We start from the raw sequence: 17,386 nt of genomic DNA on the forward strand, positions 1-17,386 counted from the left end.
GACCGGGCCCCGGCCTTCGCCGGGGACGTGACGGGCGAAGAATGCCTTTTGCCTGCGCATTTCGATCAAGGGCTGACTTTTCCTAGCCCTCCCCTCTAAGGTCCGATCATGGCGATCGGACTGGAAAATGCGGGGTTCAGCGACGCGCTGGTGATCCTGGGGGCGGCGGGGCTGGTGATCCCCGCCTTCGCGCGGTTCCGGGTGAGCCCGGTAATCGGGTTTATCCTGGTGGGCATGCTGGTCGGGCCGTTCGGGCTGGGGCAACTGACCGACCGGGCGCCGTGGCTTTACTATCTGACCATATCCAACCCGCATTCGATCGAACCGTTTGCGGAGTTCGGGATCGTCCTGCTGTTGTTCTCGATCGGGCTGGAGCTGTCGTTCAAACGGCTGTGGTCGATGCGGGCGCAGGTGTTCGGGACCGGTGCGGCGGAACTGATCGGGTCGGCGGTGCTGATCGCGATCGCGGTCCACCTGCTGGGGCAGGAGTGGGGCGGGTCGGCGGGACTGGGGCTGGCGCTGGCGCTGTCGTCGACCGCCCTGGTGCTGCCGCTGGTCGGCACGACAAGCCCGGTCGGACGCGCCGCGTTCGCGATGCTGCTGTTCGAGGACCTAGCGCTGGTGCCGATCATCTTCGCGCTGGGGGCGATGGCGCCGACCGCGACCGACGAGGGCTGGGCGGGAATTGCCGGGGTCGCGCTGCGCGGCGCGGCGACCGTGGTCGTCATGTACGTCGGCGGGCGCCTGGTGCTGCCGCGATTGTTCGCGCAGGCGGCGCGGACCAAGAGCCCGGAGCTGTTCCTCGCCGCATCGCTGCTGGTCGTGATCGTCGCCAGCGTCGCGACGACCGCGGCGGGCCTGTCGCCGATCGTCGGCGCGCTGCTGGCCGGACTGCTGATCGCCGAGACCGAATATCATACCGAGGTCGAGGTGATGACCGCCCCGTTCAAGGGGCTGGCGCTCGGCGTGTTCCTCATCACCGTCGGCATGAGCGTCAACCTGGCCGAGGTGGTGGCGAACTGGTCGTCGCTGCTGGTCGCCGTCGTCGCGGTCGTCGGCGTCAAGGCGGTGGTGACGTTCCTGCTGCTGCGCGTCGCGCAGGCGGGGCGCGGCACCGCGGCGGAAACCGGGCTGCTGATGGGCAGCCCGTCCGAAACGACGCTGATCGTGCTGGCGACCGCCGCACAGGCACAGCTGATCCTGCCCTCCACCGCCGCATTCTGGCAGACCGTCACCGCGATCGGCCTGACGATCACGCCCCTGCTGGCGAAGGCCGGGCAGATGCTGTCGCGGGGAATCGAGGGCAGCATCGCCGGCGATGGCCTGCCCCCCGACGACAGCGGCGAGGGACCGGGTACGGTGCTGATCGGCTTTGGCCGGGTCGGCCGGATGGTCGCCGACATGCTGATGATCCATGACCAGCGCTTCATCGCGGTGGAGGCGGACATCGATACCGTCGCGGAGGCGCGTCGCAGCGGCTATCCGGTATTGTTCGGCGATATCGCACGCAACGAGCTGGTCGATCGGCTTGACCTGGCCCATGCCCGGGCGCTGATCCTGACGATGGACGATCCGGTGCTGACGGTGCGGCTGGCCCGGCGGATGCGCGCGCTGGCGCCGAGCCTGCCGATCATCGCACGCGCTCGCGATCCGCGCCACGCCGCCGAGCTGTACCGCGCCGGGGTGACCGATGCGGTGCCGGAAACGCTGGAAAGCTCGCTGCAACTGTCCGAGGCGGTGCTGGTCGACCTGGGCGTGGCGATGGGGCCGGTGATCGCGTCGATCCACGAGAAGCGCGACGAGCTGCGCCAGTCGATCCGCGCCGAGGCGGAACTGGACCGCGAGCCGCGGATCCGGCGGGTACGGCGGCTGGCCGACGCCGCCGGCCCGCGGCCGGTGGGGTGATCGCGATGGCCCGGCCCGCCGCGCTGCTTGCGCTGCTGATCGCAGGCGGCGTCTATTGGCAGGTCGTATGCCAGCTGGACCGCGTCGCCGAACCCTGGGACGCGGCGCGTTACTGGACGCTCTGGTACCCGGTGTCCTTCGTCCTGGCCGCGGTGGCGGGCGCGGCGATGCCGAAACGGGCGTGGCTGGCGGGGATCATCGTCACCGCGGCGCAACTGCCGGTGATGTGGGCCAATACGGGTATTCCCGCGTTGTGGATGCTCGGCGTGGCGATGTGTGCCGTGCTGGCGGTGCCGGTCAGCGGTGTCGCGGCGCTGGCAGGATGGACAGCGACCCGCGCAAGGCGAGCGCTCTAGACGACAGGAGAGCATGATGCCCCGGATCGACCCGGCGACGATCGAACCCAAGCGTGGCAGCGACTATCCGGCGCCGTTCCACCTGCCGCTGGCCGGGCGGGAGGCGCGCAACGTCATGCCCGCCGGTGCCGATTTCGTCGCCAACCATGTCATCGTGCCGCCCGGCGGCTGGTCGTCGCAGCGGCATTGGCATGTGGGCGAGGACGAAATCGTCGTGGTGCTGTCGGGCGCGGCGATCCTGGTCGACGAGGAGGGCCGGCACCCAATGGCGGCGGGCGAGATCGCGGTGTTTCCGAAGGGCGACGGCAACGGCCACAAGCTGGTCAACGAAGGTGACGCGCCGCTGGTGCTGCTGGCGGTGAGCCTGCCCGAGGCATCGAAGGTGGTCTATTCCGACATCGACCTGATCTGGACGCCCGAGGGCGGCGAGCAGCAGCGCAACGGCACGCCCTATCCGCGGCGCGATCAGGCGTAGAGGTCTACCACGGTCGCCCCCTCGCCCACCGCGTCGAGCAGCAGCGTGCGATGGCAATGCCGCGGATCGCGTTCATAGCAGAGCAGCGCGCTCGGTTTTTCGGCGGCGAGGCCCAGCATGATCGCGGCGGCGGCCTGCGCCTCCGGCAGGGCCAGCTGGTCGTCGTATACCGCCTCCAGCGTGGCGACGTCGCCCTTCTTGGCGGCATCGCGGCCACGCTTGGGGGTGCCGAGCGCCTTCAGGTGGACATAGTCGATGCCCGCTTCGGCGAGGCTGGCGGCAAGGCCGGATTTGGAAAAACCGGGACGGCGCGACAGCGGCAACGCCCGCACGTCGATGACGCGGGCGACGCCGGCGGCCTGCAGGGCGGCGAGAAAGTCCGCCATCGTCGTCGCTTCGTAGCCGATGGTGTAGATCGTCGTCATGCCACCCGTATAGATCAAAGGCCGGTGGCGGTGTTGCAGTTCTTCTTCGCCGGGAAACGCGAATCGGGCGTCGGCGTGGTGAAATCCTTGTTGCGGGCGCGGAACATCGCGCTGCGCGTGAAGCTGGTCGGCAGCGACAGCCAGCGAAACGGCATCGCGCTGAAGATCGGCTGATAGCGATAGCTGACCTGGACGTGGAACAGGATTTCGTCGCGGATCAGCTGGCGACCCTGCGGCAGCGTCGCCACCGCGGTGTTGAGGTTGCAGCCGAGCGCCGGCGGCGTCACGAAATCGCCGTCGAACCGCTGCCAGAGGATCTTGTTGTCGACCTTTCCGTCATTGTCGTTGTCGATGCCCTGCACGCCGGTGATGACGACCCGGCCGAACCGACGCAGGTCGAACGGCCGCGCGGTGAGGTCCAGCGCGCTGAACAGGTCGTAGATCTGCCCTTCCGCCACGCCGATCTTGCCGGTGCCGCTCTGCGCGACGAGGTCGGCGCTCATCGCCGCGAGCCGTTGCACGCGGTTGTTGGCCATCACGTAATTGGCGAATTCGATGCCCGTCAGCACGAAGCCGAGGAACAGCGGCAGCATCAGCGCGAATTCGAGCATCGACACGCCGCGGCGGTCAGCGAAAAAGCGGCGAAGCATCAACTGCGCACCACGGCTTCGTTGCGGACGACGGTGGTCGCGTTGAGCGGCAGCACGCCGTTGCTGCTGCCGACGAACCGGCCGACGAAGCCGAACAGCAGCCGCTTGGGGAAGCGCACCGTATAGCTCACCACGTCACCCGGCCCGCCCAGCGTTCCGGTCTTGGCGGTGGTGTTGTCCCACTGCCCGTTCTTGTTGCGATCGACATAGGGCTCGCCGGTGTCGTACCGGCCGTTGCCGTTCTGGTCGGTGTAGGTTTCGGGGTAGGCCGAGCTGAAATCGGCATAGACCCTGGTCTGGATCGAGATCGCCTGGCCGGGCGCCGTGGCGAAAGCCGCCATCGAGCGCGTGACGCTGTCGATCATGACCTGACGCCGCGCCGCCTCGTCCGTTTCGAGGCTGGCCGTCGCCTTGCGCGCGGCATCGACCACCGCCCCCTCCAGCACCTGTCGGGCGAGGATCATGTGACCCATCTCGATCGTGCCGCAGATCAGCGTCAGCATCGCCGGCAGGATGATGGCGAATTCGACGACGGTGACACCCCGTCGATCGCGCCGCAGGGTGGAAAGACGCGCCACCGTCACTGCACCAGATGAAGGTCGACAAGCTCGGCGGCTATGTCGTTGAAGGCGGCGGTGAGCGTCGCGGCATCGGAAGTGCGGTAGACGTGGCCGGGCGCGCATTGTTCGAACATCTTCAGCGTGTTGGCGTCCGTGGTGGTCAACGCGACGATGTATACGGTCGGCGGGTTCGCCTCTGCCTGCAACGCCGCGCAGGTCTTGGCGAAGCGCCGTTCGGACTGCCCCGTCAGGCCGCCGGCGGAGGCGGAGATCGGCGCGTCGGCATAGTTGCCGTAGAAGGTCCAGGTACGGTCGGTATAACCGTTCTGCGATGCGCCGAGCGCGGTTTCGCCGTCGGTCATGAACACGAGCGCACGCTTCGGCGATTCGCGGGTGGGATTGGTGCGCTTGAAGACGTCGTCGCGGACCAGCAACCGGTACCCCCACAACAGGCCGGCGTGATGCAGCGTGCCGTTGGCCGGGTAGATCGCGGCATTCTTGGTATCGATGATGTTGGTGTAGAAGCTGCGATCGCGGCCATAGCCGACCGGCACCGCCTCTTCGGGGCATTGCCAGTTGGGCGAGGGCATGTCGGTCTTGTTCTTGTTGCCGTCGTTGACCGACCCACCTGCCGGATTGACGGTCGCTTCGGTCGCATCCTTCCAGTCGGACGAGAAGCGCGGGATGCGATCATAGTTGATCTTGAACGCCGGCCCCTGATTCGTCGTGAAATTGAAGCCGTTGGCGGGATCGTAATAGTCGCCGTTGGGCGTGGTCACCACGTCGTTCCCGGCGCTGGCCGCGCCATCGTTCAGGCCGATGTACATGGTGTAGAACCAGCGACGATACGGGTTGTAGCCCGCCGGAACGCCATATTGGGCGGGATTGAGCATGTAATTGGCGTAGTTCGGATCGAGCCGGTACAGGTTGTTGCCCGGTTCGACGTTCGAAACCTTGTAATATTGGCCGTTGTCCTTCGCCTTTTCCGCCGCCGTCGCCTGATCGAGGGCGAGGTTGGGGACGTACATCGGCGGGATGAAATACGGACTGACCGGGGGATGCGCCCCCTCCCCCGGCAAGGTCCGGTCGAGGTCCCAGGCGCCCGGTTCGCGATAGGTCAGCGTGCTGTTGAGATCCTTCACGGTATCGTCGCCAAAGACACACCCCTTCCACGCGAGGTGGCTGGAGGGCCAGGACAGGTTCATCGAGGCGACATAGGCGTCGTTGAAGGCGAATTGCTGGCGTACCACCGTCGGCGACTGCCAGTTGGGCAGCAATTTTCCGACGTTCACGGTGATGTCGTACATGATGAACCCCATCGCCAGGTCGGCACGGCTGTTGCCGCCCTGGTAGAGGACGTCGAGGAAGCTCTTCGCGGCATCCTTCAGCGCGGTGATGCGCGTCTTCTTCACGCCGAACTGGTCCCTGGGCAGATCCGCCTTCAGCGACCCGGTATTGTCGAGGACCATCATCACTTCGAGCGGGTGCGGCTGGATTTCGGCACGGGCGACCGCGGCGACGTTCTGCTGCTGAATACCGAAGGCGCGCATGAACGACATCGGTACCACCGCCGTCGCGCGCACGGTCGTGTTGTTGCGACCGTCGATCGTCGCGAAGGCCGGCCGGACATCGAGATTGCTGGTCCCCATGTAGCCGTTGGGGAAGTTGCCGCTGAAATAGGCCAATGCCTGCGCGTTGCGACCGGCGGGCGTGTCGTTGTCCAGTTCGTAGGCGCGCGCGCCGGCCAGCGCCGCGGCATCGACGCCCGCCTGCAATTGCGACTTCACGACATAGACCCGGCCGGCATCGATCGCGGAACCGAGCGCGGCGATGCCGGGGATCAATCCTGCCACCATCATGGTGATCGCGGAGCCGCGCCGATCCTGCCACAGTGCGCGCGACATCGCGCGCAGCCCCCTGATAGATATAACCATTCCTGACATACCCCTTGTTAAACAAGGACTTAAATCATTAATGGTAAACAACCCGGTACTAAACCCGTTATGGTTGCGGCATATCGGTCGGAATGGTGCGGCGGGGTATGTTCGATCGCGCCGCCGCGCTATGGATCGGGGCCGGGCCCGTCCCAAATCCCATTATCACGATACGGCACAGCGTCATGACCATGCATCACATCCACATCGTCGGCGGCGGTCTCGCCGGATCGGAAGCGGCCTGGCAGCTCGCGGAAGCGGGATATCGCGTGCGCCTGTCCGAAATGCGCGGCGGCGGCGACGCGACCCCGGCACACCATACCGACGGCCTTGCCGAACTGGTGTGTTCGAACAGCTTCCGATCGGACGATGCGGACAGCAACGCGGTCGGCCTGCTGCATCAGGAGATGCGGCGGATGGGATCGCTCATCATGGCGCAGGCGGACATCCACAAGGTGCCGGCAGGATCGGCGCTGGCGGTCGATCGCGACGGATTCTCGGCGGGCGTCACCGCGGCGCTGGAGGCGCATGCCAACATCACCATCGTACGCGAACGGATCGATGCCCTGCCGGACGGGCCGGCGATCATCGCCACCGGCCCGCTGACCGCGCCAGCGCTGGCGGAAGGGATCGGCGCGGCGACGGGCAGCGATGCGCTCGCCTTCTTCGATGCGATCGCGCCGATCGTGCATCGCGACAGCATCGACATGGAGACGGCTTGGTTCCAGTCGCGCTGGAACAAGGGCGACGGACACGATTACATCAACTGCCCGATGAACAAGGACGAATATCTCGCCTTCCATGCCGGGCTGGTCGGCGGCGAAAAGACCGAATTCAAGGATTGGGAAAAGGATACGCCATACTTCGAGGGCTGCATGCCGATCGAGGTGATGGCGGAGCGCGGGGTCGACACGTTGCGCTACGGGCCGATGAAGCCGGTCGGCCTCGACGATCCGCGCACCGGCCGCTGGCCGTATGCGGTCGTGCAACTGCGTCAGGACAATGCGCAGGGGACGTTGTGGAACATCGTCGGTTTCCAGACCAAGCTGAAGCATGCCGAACAGGTGCGGCTGTTCCGTACCATTCCGGGCCTGCAGAACGCCGAATTCGCGCGGCTGGGAGGATTGCACCGCAACACCTTCATCCGCTCGCCCGAACTGCTCGACCCGACGTTGCGGCTGAAGACCCGGCCGAACATCCGCTTCGCCGGCCAGATCACCGGTTGCGAGGGCTATATCGAAAGTGCCGCGGTCGGGATGATGGCCGGGCGTTTCGCGGCGGCGGAACTGGCCGGCGAGGCGCTGGCCCCGCCGCCGGTGACGACCGCATTGGGGGCGCTGCTGCACCACATCACCGGCGCGGCGGTCGCCGAAACCTATCAGCCGATGAACGTCAACTTCGGTCTGATGCCGCCGATCGAGGGGCGCACCAAGAAGGCGGATCGCAAGCGGATGTACACCGACCGCGCGCGCGCCGCCTTTGCCGAATGGCTCAGCCCTCGTCCGCCGGAGCAGCCTGCCGGGGCGGACACTTCGCGCGAGCCGGTCCCTTCCGCTTGACCGCGGTCGTGGCGAATTCGGGCTGATCCATCGCACCCGACTTGTCGCGATCGGCGGCGGCGAATTTTGTCGTCGCCTTGATCGCCCATTCATCGAAGCTGAGCCGGCCGTCCCCATCGGTGTCCAGCTTGGCAAAGGCCTTGCGCCGGGCGGCGAGATATTCCTCGCGCGTCACCTTACCGTCGCGATCCTTGTCGTAGCGCCCGAAGCGCTTTTCCTCGCGCGTCGCCGCCGAGGCTTCGGGCACCGGATCGTCGGCGGCGTTCGCCGTGGTGGCATCGCTGGCCCGGGCGATCGGCGCTGCCGGCAAGGCGGATGTCGGCCGGGAGGAGCCGCCCAGCGCCATCACCCCTGCGCCCGCCACCGCCAGCAACGCGCCACCACCCGCCAGATATCGCCACATCGCATCGCCCCCCTTGCAAGATCAGGCTAGCATGCAAGCCAAGATGAGCAAGTCTTCAGCGCCCTGTCAGCCTGAATTGCGCGACGCGAAACGCCTTGCCGATCGGTGAGCCAACGGTCCTGTCCAATCCCGCGATCAGACTCAACAGGGCAATAGGACGCAATCGACGGGGCCAATTGCCTGAAAATGCTTGCGAGATACGGTCGCCGGCCAATTCGGTCGCGGTATCTGCCAGTGCGGGTGCCGACAGGTGCGCTGCGAGGTCGGCGAGTGCCCAGCCCTCCCCGGCCGCCACCAGCAACGGCGAATCGGCGCCGAGGATACGTGCGGCGATTCCGAACAGCCCCGCGCCGCGCGCTTGCGCATGACGGGCTATGGCGGCAATATCGACCGGGTCGACGACGATCAGCGCCTCCCACCCGTCGACCATGCCGGCGAGCGATGTTGCGGGGATACCGAGCGGCAGGATGGTGCGCTGCACATCCTGCAACAACGGTTCGGCGGGTGCGGCGGTGCTGTCGAGGGCAACCAGCGCCTCATACCACCAGGTCAGGCGCATCTGACCGACGAGCGGTTCGCGCGTGGTGCGGACGATGTCCGCCAGCCGATCGTCCAGTGCGAACAGCGTAGAGAGAGCGGCACGTACCGCGATCGGTGCCGCGGCGAGCACCAGGCTGCGGTCGGTAGGGCTTTGCGTGGGCATGCGACATCCGCTGCCGCGTCTCGCCCGGTCATGCAAGCCGTGCATGGCTGGGCCGGGTAGCGGGAGGGGCGCACACGCGCCCCTCCCCGAAGGATCAGAGGATCTTCTTGACCGTCGCGACGATCTTCTTGGCGTCGATCAGCGCGATCTTCTCGAGGTTAGCCGCATACGGCAGCGGCACGTCCTCGTTGGTGACGCGCAGGACGGGCGCGTCGAGGTCGTCGAAGCCCTCTTCCATCACGATCGCGGTGATCTCCGAGGCGATCGAGCAGGTCGGCCAGCCCTCCTCTACCACGACCAGGCGATTGGTCTTGGCGAGGCTCTTGAGCACCGTATCCTTGTCGAGCGGGCGCAGCGTGCGCAGGTCGATGACCTCCACCTCGAAACCCTCGCCCGCCAGCGTCTCCGCCGCCTCGAGCGCAAGGCCGACGCCGATCGAATAGCTGACCAGGGTAACGTCCTTGCCCGGACGCATGATCCGCGCCTTGCCGATCGGCAGGACGTAATCGTCGAGCTTGGGCACTTCGAACGAGCGACCGTACATCAGTTCGTTCTCGAGGAAGACGACAGGATCTTCCGAGCGGATCGCCGCCTTCAGCAGGCCCTTGGCATCGGCCGCGTCGTACGGCGCGATGACGATCAGGCCGGGGACCGATGCGTACCAGGGCGCATAATTCTGGCTATGCTGCGCGCCGACGCGGCTTGCGGCGCCGTTGGGGCCGCGGAACACGATCGGACAGCGCATCTGGCCGCCCGACATGTAGTTGGTCTTGGCCGCCGAATTGATGATGTGGTCGATCGCCTGCATGGCGAAGTTGAACGTCATGAATTCGATGATCGGCTTCAGCCCGCCCATCGCCGCACCGGTGCCGACGCCGGCGAAGCCATATTCGGTGATCGGCGTATCGATGACGCGACGGTCACCGAATTCGTCGAGCAGGCCCTGCGTGACCTTGTAGGCGCCCTGATATTGCGCGACTTCTTCGCCCATCACGAAGATGCGGTCGTCCTTGCGCATCTCCTCCGCCATTGCGTCGCGAAGCGCTTCGCGGACGGTGGTCTTCACCATCTCGGTGCCTTCGGGGATCGCGGGATCGGCGACGCCGTCGTTCTTCGCCGCGTCGAACAGCTGCCGTGCGCCGGTCTCGACCTTCTCCTGCGCCGGGTGTGCCGAGTCCTCGACCTTGTCGGCAGGCTTGTTCTCGTCGGCCTTGGCATCGCCCTTGGGGCTGTCGTCCTTGGTCGTCACCGCCGAATCGGCGCTCTCGCCCTCTTCCAGCAGCACGGCGATGACGTCGCCGACCTTCACGTTGTCGGTGCCTTCGGCGATGACGATCTTGCCGATCGTGCCTTCATCGACGGCTTCGAACTCCATCGTCGCCTTGTCCGTCTCGATCTCGGCCATGATGTCGCCGGACTTGACGGTATCGCCTTCCTTCACGAGCCACTTGGCGAGCGTGCCCTCCTCCATGGTGGGGGAGAGGGCGGGCATCTTGATCTCGATTGCCATCTTAATACGTCTCCACCAGCACGTCGGTATACAGCTCTGCCGCATCCGGCTCGGGCGTGCTTTCGGCGAAATCGGCGGCTTCGTTCACGGTCTTGCGGATGTCCTGCTCGATGGTCTTGAGATCGGCCTCGGTGACGCCCTCGGCCTCCAGCAGCTTCTTGACGTGCTCGATGGGGTCGGACTTGTCGCGCACCCCCTGCACTTCCTCGCGGCTGCGATATTTCGCGGGGTCGGACATGGAATGGCCGCGATAGCGATAGGTCTTCATCTCGAGGATGACCGGCCCCTTGCCGGCGCGGACCCAGGCGAGCGCCTCCTCGGCGGCACCGCGGCACGCGAGCACGTCCATGCCGTCGACCTGGATGCCGGGAATGCGGAAGCTTTCGCCGCGGCGATACAGCTGGTCCTCGGCCGACGCGCGGTTGACCGAGGTGCCCATGGCATATTGGTTGTTCTCGATCACGAAGATGATCGGCAGCTTCCACAGCTCGGCCATGTTGAAGCTCTCGTACACCTGGCCCTGGTTGGCCGCGCCGTCGCCGAAGTATGCGAGGCAGACGCCACCGTCGTTGCTGTACTTGTGGCCGAAGGCGAGGCCGGTGCCGAGCGACACCTGCGCGCCGACGATGCCGTGGCCGCCGTAGAATTTATGTTCGGTCGAGAACATGTGCATCGAACCGCCCTTGCCGCGGCTGATGCCGGCGGCACGCCCGGTCAGTTCGGCCATGATGACCTTGGGATCGATACCGTAGGCGAGCATGTGGCCATGATCGCGGTAGCCGGTGATGACCGAATCCTTGTCGCCGTCGAGCGCCGACTGGAGACCGACCGCGACCGCTTCCTGGCCGATGTAGAGGTGGCAGAAGCCGCCGATGAAGCCGAGGCCGTAGAGCTGGCCCGCCTTTTCCTCGAAACGGCGGATCAGCAGCATGTGCTTGTAGAAGTCGAGCAGCTGTTCCTTCGTCGCCTCGAACGGCTTGGGATCGGCAGGGCGCTCGCGGTTGGAGAGCGGTATGGCGGGAGGAGCAGGCGATTTGGCCACGTATTACCTCAACGGTCCTGGGGATGTGGTGGAGCCTATAGGCCGGGTTTCGCCAGAACATCAATTCCCTGGCGCAATCTGGCTGTGACGTAACGTTACCAGACGCGACCCGACGCACCGGGCCGGACGCGGCGGCCCGACCCTGCCCGATGGCGCCGATCGCGCAGGCGCAGGCATCGCGGGAGGCAAGAGCAACTATGTTGCCCTTCCCCACCGCACAGGCCAAATGGTCGTCCTATGGCCAGCCGTCCCGTCCACCCGTTCCGCATCGCGAACTTCCGCGCTTATTGGTTGTCGCGCTTCAGCGGCACGATCGCGGTCAGCGCGATGTCGATCGTGATCGGGTGGCAGGTGTACAATCTGGCGCGCGAGACGATGGACGTGCCGCAGGCAGCGTTCATGCTGGGCATGATCGGCTTCGCGCAATTCGTCCCGCTGTTCCTGCTGACGCCGGTCACCGGGCTGGTGGCGGACAGCGTCGATCGCCGGTGGATCGTCCGGGCGACGACGACGCTGCTGGTGTTGACCGCGGGGTTGCTGTGGCTGCTGACCTGGTCCGGGCATCTGACTCTGACCGCGTTGTTCGCGGCGGCGGTGGCGTTCGGGGTCGCCCGTGCGTTCTCCGGGCCGGCCTATTCCGCGCTCGCCCCCAATCTGGTGCCGCGCGAGAGCCTGCCGACCGCCATCGCCGTCAGCTCGATCGCCTGGCAGGTGGGGACGATTGCCGGTCCCAGCGTCGGCGGATTGCTGTACGCCATCCACCCCGAAGTCGCCTATGGCGTGGCCACCGCGCTGTTCGCGGTCGCGCTCGTCTTCATGTTCCTGATCGGGCCGGTGCCGCAGCCGCCGGCACAGACCGACCATCGCCCGCTGGCGCGGATCGCCGAGGGGTTCCGCTACGTGCGACGCAACCGGCTGGTGCTGGCGGCGATCACGCTCGACCTGTTCGCGGTGCTGCTTGCGGGCGCGACGTCGCTGCTGCCGGTCTATGCGCGCGATATCCTCCACGTCGGGTCGCAGGGCCTGGGCGTGCTGGCGGCGGGCATGGGCATCGGCGCGGCGACGACCGCGATCTGGTTCTCGTTCCGGCCGATGAACACCAATGTCGGCACCAAGATGCTGGCCGCGGTGGTCGTGTTCGGACTGGCCATCCTGACCTTCGGCGTTGCCAGCATCATCACCGGCGCGCTGGGCCTCGCCACGTCGCGGATCGGCATCGCCGACACCGTGCTGACGATCGATCCGGCCTTCGTCCTCAGCCTCGCCGCACTGGTCGTCGCGGGCGGGGCGGACATGGTGTCGGTCTATGTCCGGCAGTCGCTGATCCAGCTGCACACGCCCGACGCGATGCGCGGACGGGTGAGCGCGGTGTCGCAGCTGACCATATCGGCCTCCAATGAACTGGGCGAATTCGAGAGCGGCGTCATGGCGTCGTTGCTCGGGCCCGTCGGCGCGGTGGTGTTCGGCGGGGTCGGCGCGATCGGCATCACGTTGATCTGGGCACGCCTGTTTCCGGAACTCGGCGCCGCGCGAACCTTTGACCCGCCAGAGATACTCGAAACCGAACCTCAGCACGGAGAAGCCAAGCCATGAAGGCCAACACCATCCTGGAAACGATCGGCAACACGCCGCACGTCCGCGTGTCCAAGCTGTTCCCCGGTTCGGAAGTCTGGATCAAGTCCGAACGGTCGAACCCCGGCGGATCGATCAAGGACCGTATCGCGCTGGCGATGATCGAGGCGGCGGAAGCGAACGGCGACCTGAAGCCGGGCGGGACGATCATCGAACCGACCAGCGGCAATACCGGCGTCGGGCTGGCGATGGTCGCCGCGGTGAAGGGTTACAAGCTGATCCTCGTCATGCCCGAATCGATGTCGCTGGAACGGCGCCGGCTGATGCTGGCCTATGGCGCGACGTTCGACCTGACGCCGCGCGAAAAGGGCATGAAGGGCGCGATCGAGCGGGCGCTGGAGCTGGTGCGCCAGACGCCGAACGCGTGGATGCCGCAGCAGTTCGAGAACGGCGCCAACATCGACGTCCATGTGCGGACGACCGCCCAGGAGATCCTGAACGATTTCCGCGATTCGCCGATCGACGTCATCATTACCGGCGTCGGCACCGGTGGCCACATCACCGGCGTCGCCGAAGCGCTGAAAAAGCATTGGCCCGACCTGAAGGTGTTCGCGGTGGAGCCATCCGCCTCTCCGGTCATCGCCGGCGGCCAGCCGGGTCCGCATCCGATCCAGGGCATCGGCGCCGGATTCATTCCCCGCAACCTGCACACGCAGGCGCTGGACGGCGTGATCGAGGTCGACGCCGCGGTGGCCAAGGACATGGCGCGGCGATCGGCGTCCGAGGAGGGCATGCTGGTCGGCATCTCGTCCGGCGCGACGCTGGCGGCGATCCTGCAGAAGCTACCCGACCTGCCCGACACCGTCCGGGTGCTCGGCTTCAATTACGACACCGGCGAGCGGTATCTGTCGGTGCCGGATTTCCTGCCCGAGCAATGACAGGGTGGTCGTTGCGCGCGACGCGACACGGGGTGCGATATCCATGCGGACCGTGTCGTCGCGCTCGCAACGACGCCTGATCGGCGATCGGCGGATTGCATCGGCGGCCTTGTCCTCGCAATGAGGCCGGGATGACGTCGATCAAATCGGGTAGCGGGACGCCGCCCTTCCCCATGTGGCTGCGCCCGGTGCTGGTGGCGACCGCGATGCTGGCCATCGTCGTTCCGGCGATCGTGGTCACGCATCCCCCCACGATACCGGTGCCGGTCCACACGCGCCTTGCCATGCCACAGCACCGGATCGTGCCGCCGGCCGAACTGCCGCCGGTCGAGCCGGTCGAGTTCGTCGACCTGTCGCCGGAGGACGCCAGGGCATTCAATGCGGGCGTGCCGTTTTCCACGCTGCCCAATCCCGCGGCCCGTCCGTTCCGCTTTTCGGGTGGCGAGGAGGATCGCGCCCGGGCGCTCGACTGTATGGCGGCGGGCGTGCTGTACGAAGCGGGCGACGACACCGAGGGCGAACGCGCGGTCGCGCAGGTCGTGCTCAACCGCCTGCGTCACCCCGCCTTTCCGAAAACCGTCTGCGGCGTGATCTTCGAGGGGCAGGAGCGCAGCACCGGCTGCCAGTTCAGCTTCAGCTGCGATCATGCCCTGACCCGCTGGACGCCGACCGCCGATGCCTGGCGGCGCGCCCGCGAGGTCGCGACGCAGGCGCTGAACGGGTCGGTCTACAAGCCGATCGGCTATGCGACGCATTACCATACCGATTGGGTCGTCCCGTATTGGCAGGCCAGTCTCGACAAGGTCGTCGCGGTGCACAGCCACCTGTTCTTTCGCTGGACCGGCTGGTGGGGCACGCCGTCTGCATTCAACCGGACGGTGAGTTCGTCGGAGCCGGTGATCGCGCAGCTCGCCCCGCTGTCCGATGCGCACAAGACCGCGGCGGCGATGGCGGACGCGGATGCCGCGCTGCTGGAAGCATCCGCGGCGCTCGGACTGGTCGATGGCGAAATTGCACCGTCCGAGGCGGTGGCGGTGAGCGGCGGTCCGGCCGATCCCGACAGCCTGCTCGTCACGTTACCGGCCAATGCGACGCCGGCCAGCTACCCCGCCCTCGCAGCGCATGCCTGCGGGGGGCGCAAGATATGCAAATATTCCGCCTGGGCGGATGCGGCGGCGACGCCGACCGCCCTGCCGCTGGCGCCCGAACAGGTTGCGACGATGACCTTCAGCTATCTGCGCGACCGCGATGCCGGGATCGACAAGATGCTGTGGAATTGCGCGCAGACGAAACGCGTCGACCGGCGCGAATGCATGAAACAGCAGGTGCTGATGACCGCCATGCCGGTGGCGAAAGATGCCGACGTGCTGGGCGGGGTGCGACGCAAGCCGGATGCGGACCATCGCCCCGCCCCGGAACAGGGGGTAAGCGCGGCGAACCCGTGACGGGAGGGGACGCTTCCCCTTCCGGTGCCGCGGAGGTTCTACCTATGCCCGCGGATCGTCTTGACGAGTTCGGCCTTGTCCATCTTCGAGCGTCCCGCGATGCCGAGCTCGCGGGCTTCCTTCAGCAAGTCTGCCTTCGTCCGATCGTCGAGAGCATCGCCGCGGTGGTCGAGCGAGCCGTTCGCCCTGGCATTCGCGATCCGCGCGGCCTTTTCCTTGGAATCGCCCTGCTTGCGCAGCTCCTCGTAGAGCGCGTCGTCCTTGATCTGTGCGCCGTGATCCCTGGCCATGGCATCGCCTCCTCGTTCGCGCCCGAAACGCAGAACGGGACGAAAGGGTTCGATTTGCATGTTACAGGGAGGCGACAAACGCGGAATGCGTTCCTATATGGCCACCGCCACGACGTGAGCCCCCGCCACCATGCTGACGACCCATCCTTTCCATTCCGACCCTGACGATGGGGACGACACGCTGCGCGAAGAGTGCGGCGTGTTCGGCATATCCGGCAGCGACAGCGCTGCGGCGCTCGTGGCACTCGGCCTGCATGCGTTGCAGCACCGGGGGCAGGAGGCCGCCGGCATCAGCAGCTTCGATGGTCATCATTTCCACACCCATCGCGCGATGGGCCACGTCGCCGGCAATTTCGACCGCGACGACGTGATCCGGTCGCTGCCCGGCGACTATGCGGTCGGCCACGTCCGCTATTCGACCACCGGGGAGACCGCGCTGCGCAACGTCCAGCCACTCTATGCCGAGCTGGCGAGCGGCGGCTTTGCGGTGGCGCATAACGGCAACATCTCCAACGCGATGAAGCTGCGCCGCGAACTGATCCGGCGCGGGTCGATCTTTCAGTCGACCAGCGATACCGAGACGATCATCCATCTGGTCGCGACGTCCAACTATCGCACGCTGCTGGACCGGTTCATCGACGCGCTGAAGCAGATCGAGGGCGCCTACAGCCTCGTCGTGATGACGCCGGAGGGAATGATCGCGTGCCGCGACCCGCTCGGCATCCGGCCATTGGTGATGGGCAAGCTGGACGGCGCGGTGATCTTCGCATCCGAGACGGTGGCGCTCGACGTGTGCGGCGCGACCTTCGAACGGCAGGTCGAGCCGGGCGAGCTGGTCATCGTGCAGAACGGGCCCGACGGGCAGGACGTCCGGTCGATCCGTCCCTTCGCACCGATGGCACCGCGGCCGTGCATTTTCGAATGGGTGTATTTCAGCCGTCCCGATTCAATCGCCGGCGACCAGTCGGTGTATTCGGTGCGCAAGGAGATTGGCGCGCAGCTGGCGATCGAATCGCCGGTGGAGGCCGATCTGGTCATCCCGGTGCCGGATTCGGGTGTGCCGGCGGCGATCGGCTATGCGCAGCAATCGGGGATCCCGTTCGAACTCGGCATCATCCGGTCGCATTACGTCGGCCGCACGTTCATCCAGCCCGGCGACAAGGTCCGCCACCTGGGCGTGAAGCTGAAGCACAATGCCAATCGCGCGCTCATCAAGGGCAAGCGCATCATCCTGGTCGACGATTCGATCGTCCGCGGTACGACCAGCCTGAAGATCGTGCAGATGATGCGCGATGCGGGCGCGGCGGAAGTGCACATGCGCATCGCCTCGCCGCCCACCCGCCACAGCTGTTTCTATGGCGTCGATACGCCGGAGCGCGCCAAGCTGCTCGCCGCCAAGCACGACGTCGGCGGCATGACCGACTTCATCCATGCCGACAGCCTGGCGTTCGTTTCGATCGACGGGTTGTACAAGGCGCTGGGCGAGGCGAAGCGTGCGGATATCCGCCCCAAATATTGCGATGCCTGCTTCACCGGCGATTATCCGACCTCGCTGACCGACCAGGACGACAGCGTCGCGGTCGACCAGTTCGCAATGCTCGCCGAGCGGGTCAATTAAG

Annotated in this window: 17 protein-coding genes; 8 read left to right on the forward strand and 9 right to left on the reverse strand. The window is 66.5% G+C overall.

What is annotated here, in order from left to right; all coding sequences use genetic code 11:
- The first annotated feature begins 108 nt into the window (after positions 1–108).
- From GTH33_RS13110 to GTH33_RS13120, 3 genes are read left to right on the forward strand one after another with little or no spacing between them, the layout of a single operon-like run.
- Complete coding sequence (locus GTH33_RS13110; protein WP_163958766.1) at positions 109–1,905, forward strand: cation:proton antiporter domain-containing protein; 1,797 nt, start codon at positions 109–111, stop codon at positions 1,903–1,905.
- 5 nt (positions 1,906–1,910) lie between these two features.
- A complete protein-coding gene (locus GTH33_RS13115; protein WP_163958767.1) occupies positions 1,911–2,261 on the forward strand; it encodes a hypothetical protein in 351 nt (116 codons plus the stop codon).
- A gap of 13 nt (positions 2,262–2,274) precedes the next feature.
- A complete protein-coding gene (locus GTH33_RS13120) occupies positions 2,275–2,736 on the forward strand; it encodes a cupin domain-containing protein (RefSeq protein ID WP_249054898.1) in 462 nt (153 codons plus the stop codon).
- Here GTH33_RS13120 and GTH33_RS13125 read toward each other — a convergent pair.
- From GTH33_RS13125 to GTH33_RS13140, 4 genes are read right to left on the reverse strand one after another with little or no spacing between them, the layout of a single operon-like run.
- Positions 2,727–3,161 (reverse strand): DUF488 domain-containing protein, encoded by a 435-nt coding sequence (locus tag GTH33_RS13125; protein ID WP_163958768.1) that lies wholly within the window; start codon positions 3,159–3,161, stop codon positions 2,727–2,729. The genes GTH33_RS13120 and GTH33_RS13125 overlap by 10 nt on opposite strands.
- A 14-nt stretch (positions 3,162–3,175) precedes the next feature.
- A complete protein-coding gene (locus GTH33_RS13130; protein WP_163958769.1) occupies positions 3,176–3,811 on the reverse strand; it encodes a TadE/TadG family type IV pilus assembly protein in 636 nt (211 codons plus the stop codon).
- The gene (locus tag GTH33_RS13135; protein WP_163958770.1) at positions 3,811–4,389 is read right to left on the reverse strand and encodes a TadE/TadG family type IV pilus assembly protein; all 579 of its coding nucleotides are present in this window, start codon (positions 4,387–4,389) and stop codon (positions 3,811–3,813) included. The genes GTH33_RS13130 and GTH33_RS13135 overlap by 1 nt, the downstream gene beginning before the upstream one ends.
- Positions 4,390–4,391: 2 nt before the next feature.
- The gene (locus GTH33_RS13140; protein ID WP_163958771.1) at positions 4,392–6,275 is read right to left on the reverse strand and encodes a pilus assembly protein TadG-related protein; all 1,884 of its coding nucleotides are present in this window, start codon (positions 6,273–6,275) and stop codon (positions 4,392–4,394) included.
- Between the two features lie 215 nt (positions 6,276–6,490).
- Between GTH33_RS13140 and trmFO the strand changes: the two genes are divergently transcribed.
- Entirely contained in the window at positions 6,491–7,864 is a 1,374-nt protein-coding gene (trmFO, locus tag GTH33_RS13145; RefSeq protein ID WP_163958772.1) for a methylenetetrahydrofolate--tRNA-(uracil(54)-C(5))-methyltransferase (FADH(2)-oxidizing) TrmFO, read from the forward strand.
- On the opposite strand, the gene GTH33_RS13150 is transcribed toward trmFO, so the two are convergent.
- The 4 genes from GTH33_RS13150 to pdhA all read right to left on the reverse strand — a co-directional run bounded on the left by GTH33_RS13150 (position 7,797) and on the right by pdhA (position 11,522).
- A complete protein-coding gene (locus tag GTH33_RS13150) occupies positions 7,797–8,267 on the reverse strand; it encodes an EF-hand domain-containing protein (protein WP_163958773.1) in 471 nt (156 codons plus the stop codon). The two genes, trmFO and GTH33_RS13150, sit on opposite strands and share 68 nt — an antisense overlap.
- A gap of 55 nt (positions 8,268–8,322) precedes the next feature.
- Complete coding sequence (locus tag GTH33_RS13155; protein ID WP_163958774.1) at positions 8,323–8,970, reverse strand: squalene/phytoene synthase family protein; 648 nt, start codon at positions 8,968–8,970, stop codon at positions 8,323–8,325.
- Between the two features lie 94 nt (positions 8,971–9,064).
- A complete protein-coding gene (locus GTH33_RS13160; protein ID WP_163958775.1) occupies positions 9,065–10,480 on the reverse strand; it encodes a pyruvate dehydrogenase complex E1 component subunit beta in 1,416 nt (471 codons plus the stop codon).
- Position 10,481: 1 nt separating this feature from the next.
- Positions 10,482–11,522 carry a pyruvate dehydrogenase (acetyl-transferring) E1 component subunit alpha gene (pdhA, locus tag GTH33_RS13165; protein WP_163958776.1) on the reverse strand — a complete coding sequence of 347 codons (1,041 nt, stop codon included), beginning with the start codon at positions 11,520–11,522 and terminating at the stop codon, positions 10,482–10,484.
- 237 nt (positions 11,523–11,759) lie between these two features.
- Here pdhA and GTH33_RS13170 point away from each other — a divergent pair, with 237 nt between their 5' ends.
- The 3 genes from GTH33_RS13170 (at position 11,760) to GTH33_RS13180 (ending at position 15,477) form a co-directional block, all read left to right on the forward strand.
- On the forward strand, positions 11,760–13,115 hold the full coding sequence (locus GTH33_RS13170) for an MFS transporter (protein WP_163958777.1): 1,356 nt from the start codon (positions 11,760–11,762) through the stop codon (positions 13,113–13,115).
- Positions 13,112–14,032 (forward strand): cysteine synthase A, encoded by a 921-nt coding sequence (gene cysK, locus GTH33_RS13175; RefSeq protein WP_163958778.1) that lies wholly within the window; start codon positions 13,112–13,114, stop codon positions 14,030–14,032. Before GTH33_RS13170 ends, cysK begins: the two co-directional genes overlap by 4 nt.
- Positions 14,033–14,163: 131 nt before the next feature.
- Complete coding sequence (locus GTH33_RS13180) at positions 14,164–15,477, forward strand: cell wall hydrolase (protein WP_163958779.1); 1,314 nt, start codon at positions 14,164–14,166, stop codon at positions 15,475–15,477.
- A gap of 38 nt (positions 15,478–15,515) precedes the next feature.
- Here GTH33_RS13180 and GTH33_RS13185 read toward each other — a convergent pair whose 3' ends face one another.
- The gene (locus tag GTH33_RS13185; RefSeq protein ID WP_163958780.1) at positions 15,516–15,767 is read right to left on the reverse strand and encodes a DUF7218 family protein; all 252 of its coding nucleotides are present in this window, start codon (positions 15,765–15,767) and stop codon (positions 15,516–15,518) included.
- A 130-nt stretch (positions 15,768–15,897) separates the two neighbouring features.
- Between GTH33_RS13185 and purF the strand changes: the two genes are divergently transcribed.
- Entirely contained in the window at positions 15,898–17,385 is a 1,488-nt protein-coding gene (gene purF, locus GTH33_RS13190) for an amidophosphoribosyltransferase (RefSeq protein ID WP_163958781.1), read from the forward strand.
- The last annotated feature ends 1 nt before the right edge of the window (position 17,386 follow it).

This window comes from Sphingomonas insulae (assembly GCF_010450875.1).
GTDB lineage: Bacteria > Pseudomonadota > Alphaproteobacteria > Sphingomonadales > Sphingomonadaceae > Sphingomonas > Sphingomonas insulae.

Bases quoted from the DNA above. Each gene is read 5' to 3' on its own strand.
- GTH33_RS13125 (WP_163958768.1), bottom strand. From the start codon at position 3,161: ATGACGACGATCTACACCATCGGCTACGAAGCGACGACGATGGCGGAC.
- GTH33_RS13130 (WP_163958769.1), bottom strand. From the start codon at position 3,811: ATGCTTCGCCGCTTTTTCGCTGACCGCCGCGGCGTGTCGATGCTCGAA.
- GTH33_RS13180 (WP_163958779.1), top strand. From the start codon at position 14,164: ATGACGTCGATCAAATCGGGTAGCGGGACGCCGCCCTTCCCCATGTGG.
- GTH33_RS13160 (WP_163958775.1), bottom strand. From the start codon at position 10,480: ATGGCAATCGAGATCAAGATGCCCGCCCTCTCCCCCACCATGGAGGAG.
- GTH33_RS13140 (WP_163958771.1), bottom strand. From the start codon at position 6,275: ATGTCGCGCGCACTGTGGCAGGATCGGCGCGGCTCCGCGATCACCATG.
- trmFO (WP_163958772.1), top strand. From the start codon at position 6,491: ATGACCATGCATCACATCCACATCGTCGGCGGCGGTCTCGCCGGATCG.
- GTH33_RS13170 (WP_163958777.1), top strand. From the start codon at position 11,760: ATGGCCAGCCGTCCCGTCCACCCGTTCCGCATCGCGAACTTCCGCGCT.
- purF (WP_163958781.1), top strand. From the start codon at position 15,898: ATGCTGACGACCCATCCTTTCCATTCCGACCCTGACGATGGGGACGAC.
- GTH33_RS13155 (WP_163958774.1), bottom strand. From the start codon at position 8,970: ATGCCCACGCAAAGCCCTACCGACCGCAGCCTGGTGCTCGCCGCGGCA.
- GTH33_RS13120 (WP_249054898.1), top strand. From the start codon at position 2,275: ATGATGCCCCGGATCGACCCGGCGACGATCGAACCCAAGCGTGGCAGC.
- GTH33_RS13150 (WP_163958773.1), bottom strand. From the start codon at position 8,267: ATGTGGCGATATCTGGCGGGTGGTGGCGCGTTGCTGGCGGTGGCGGGC.
- GTH33_RS13110 (WP_163958766.1), top strand. From the start codon at position 109: ATGGCGATCGGACTGGAAAATGCGGGGTTCAGCGACGCGCTGGTGATC.
- GTH33_RS13185 (WP_163958780.1), bottom strand. From the start codon at position 15,767: ATGGCCAGGGATCACGGCGCACAGATCAAGGACGACGCGCTCTACGAG.
- cysK (WP_163958778.1), top strand. From the start codon at position 13,112: ATGAAGGCCAACACCATCCTGGAAACGATCGGCAACACGCCGCACGTC.
- GTH33_RS13115 (WP_163958767.1), top strand. From the start codon at position 1,911: ATGGCCCGGCCCGCCGCGCTGCTTGCGCTGCTGATCGCAGGCGGCGTC.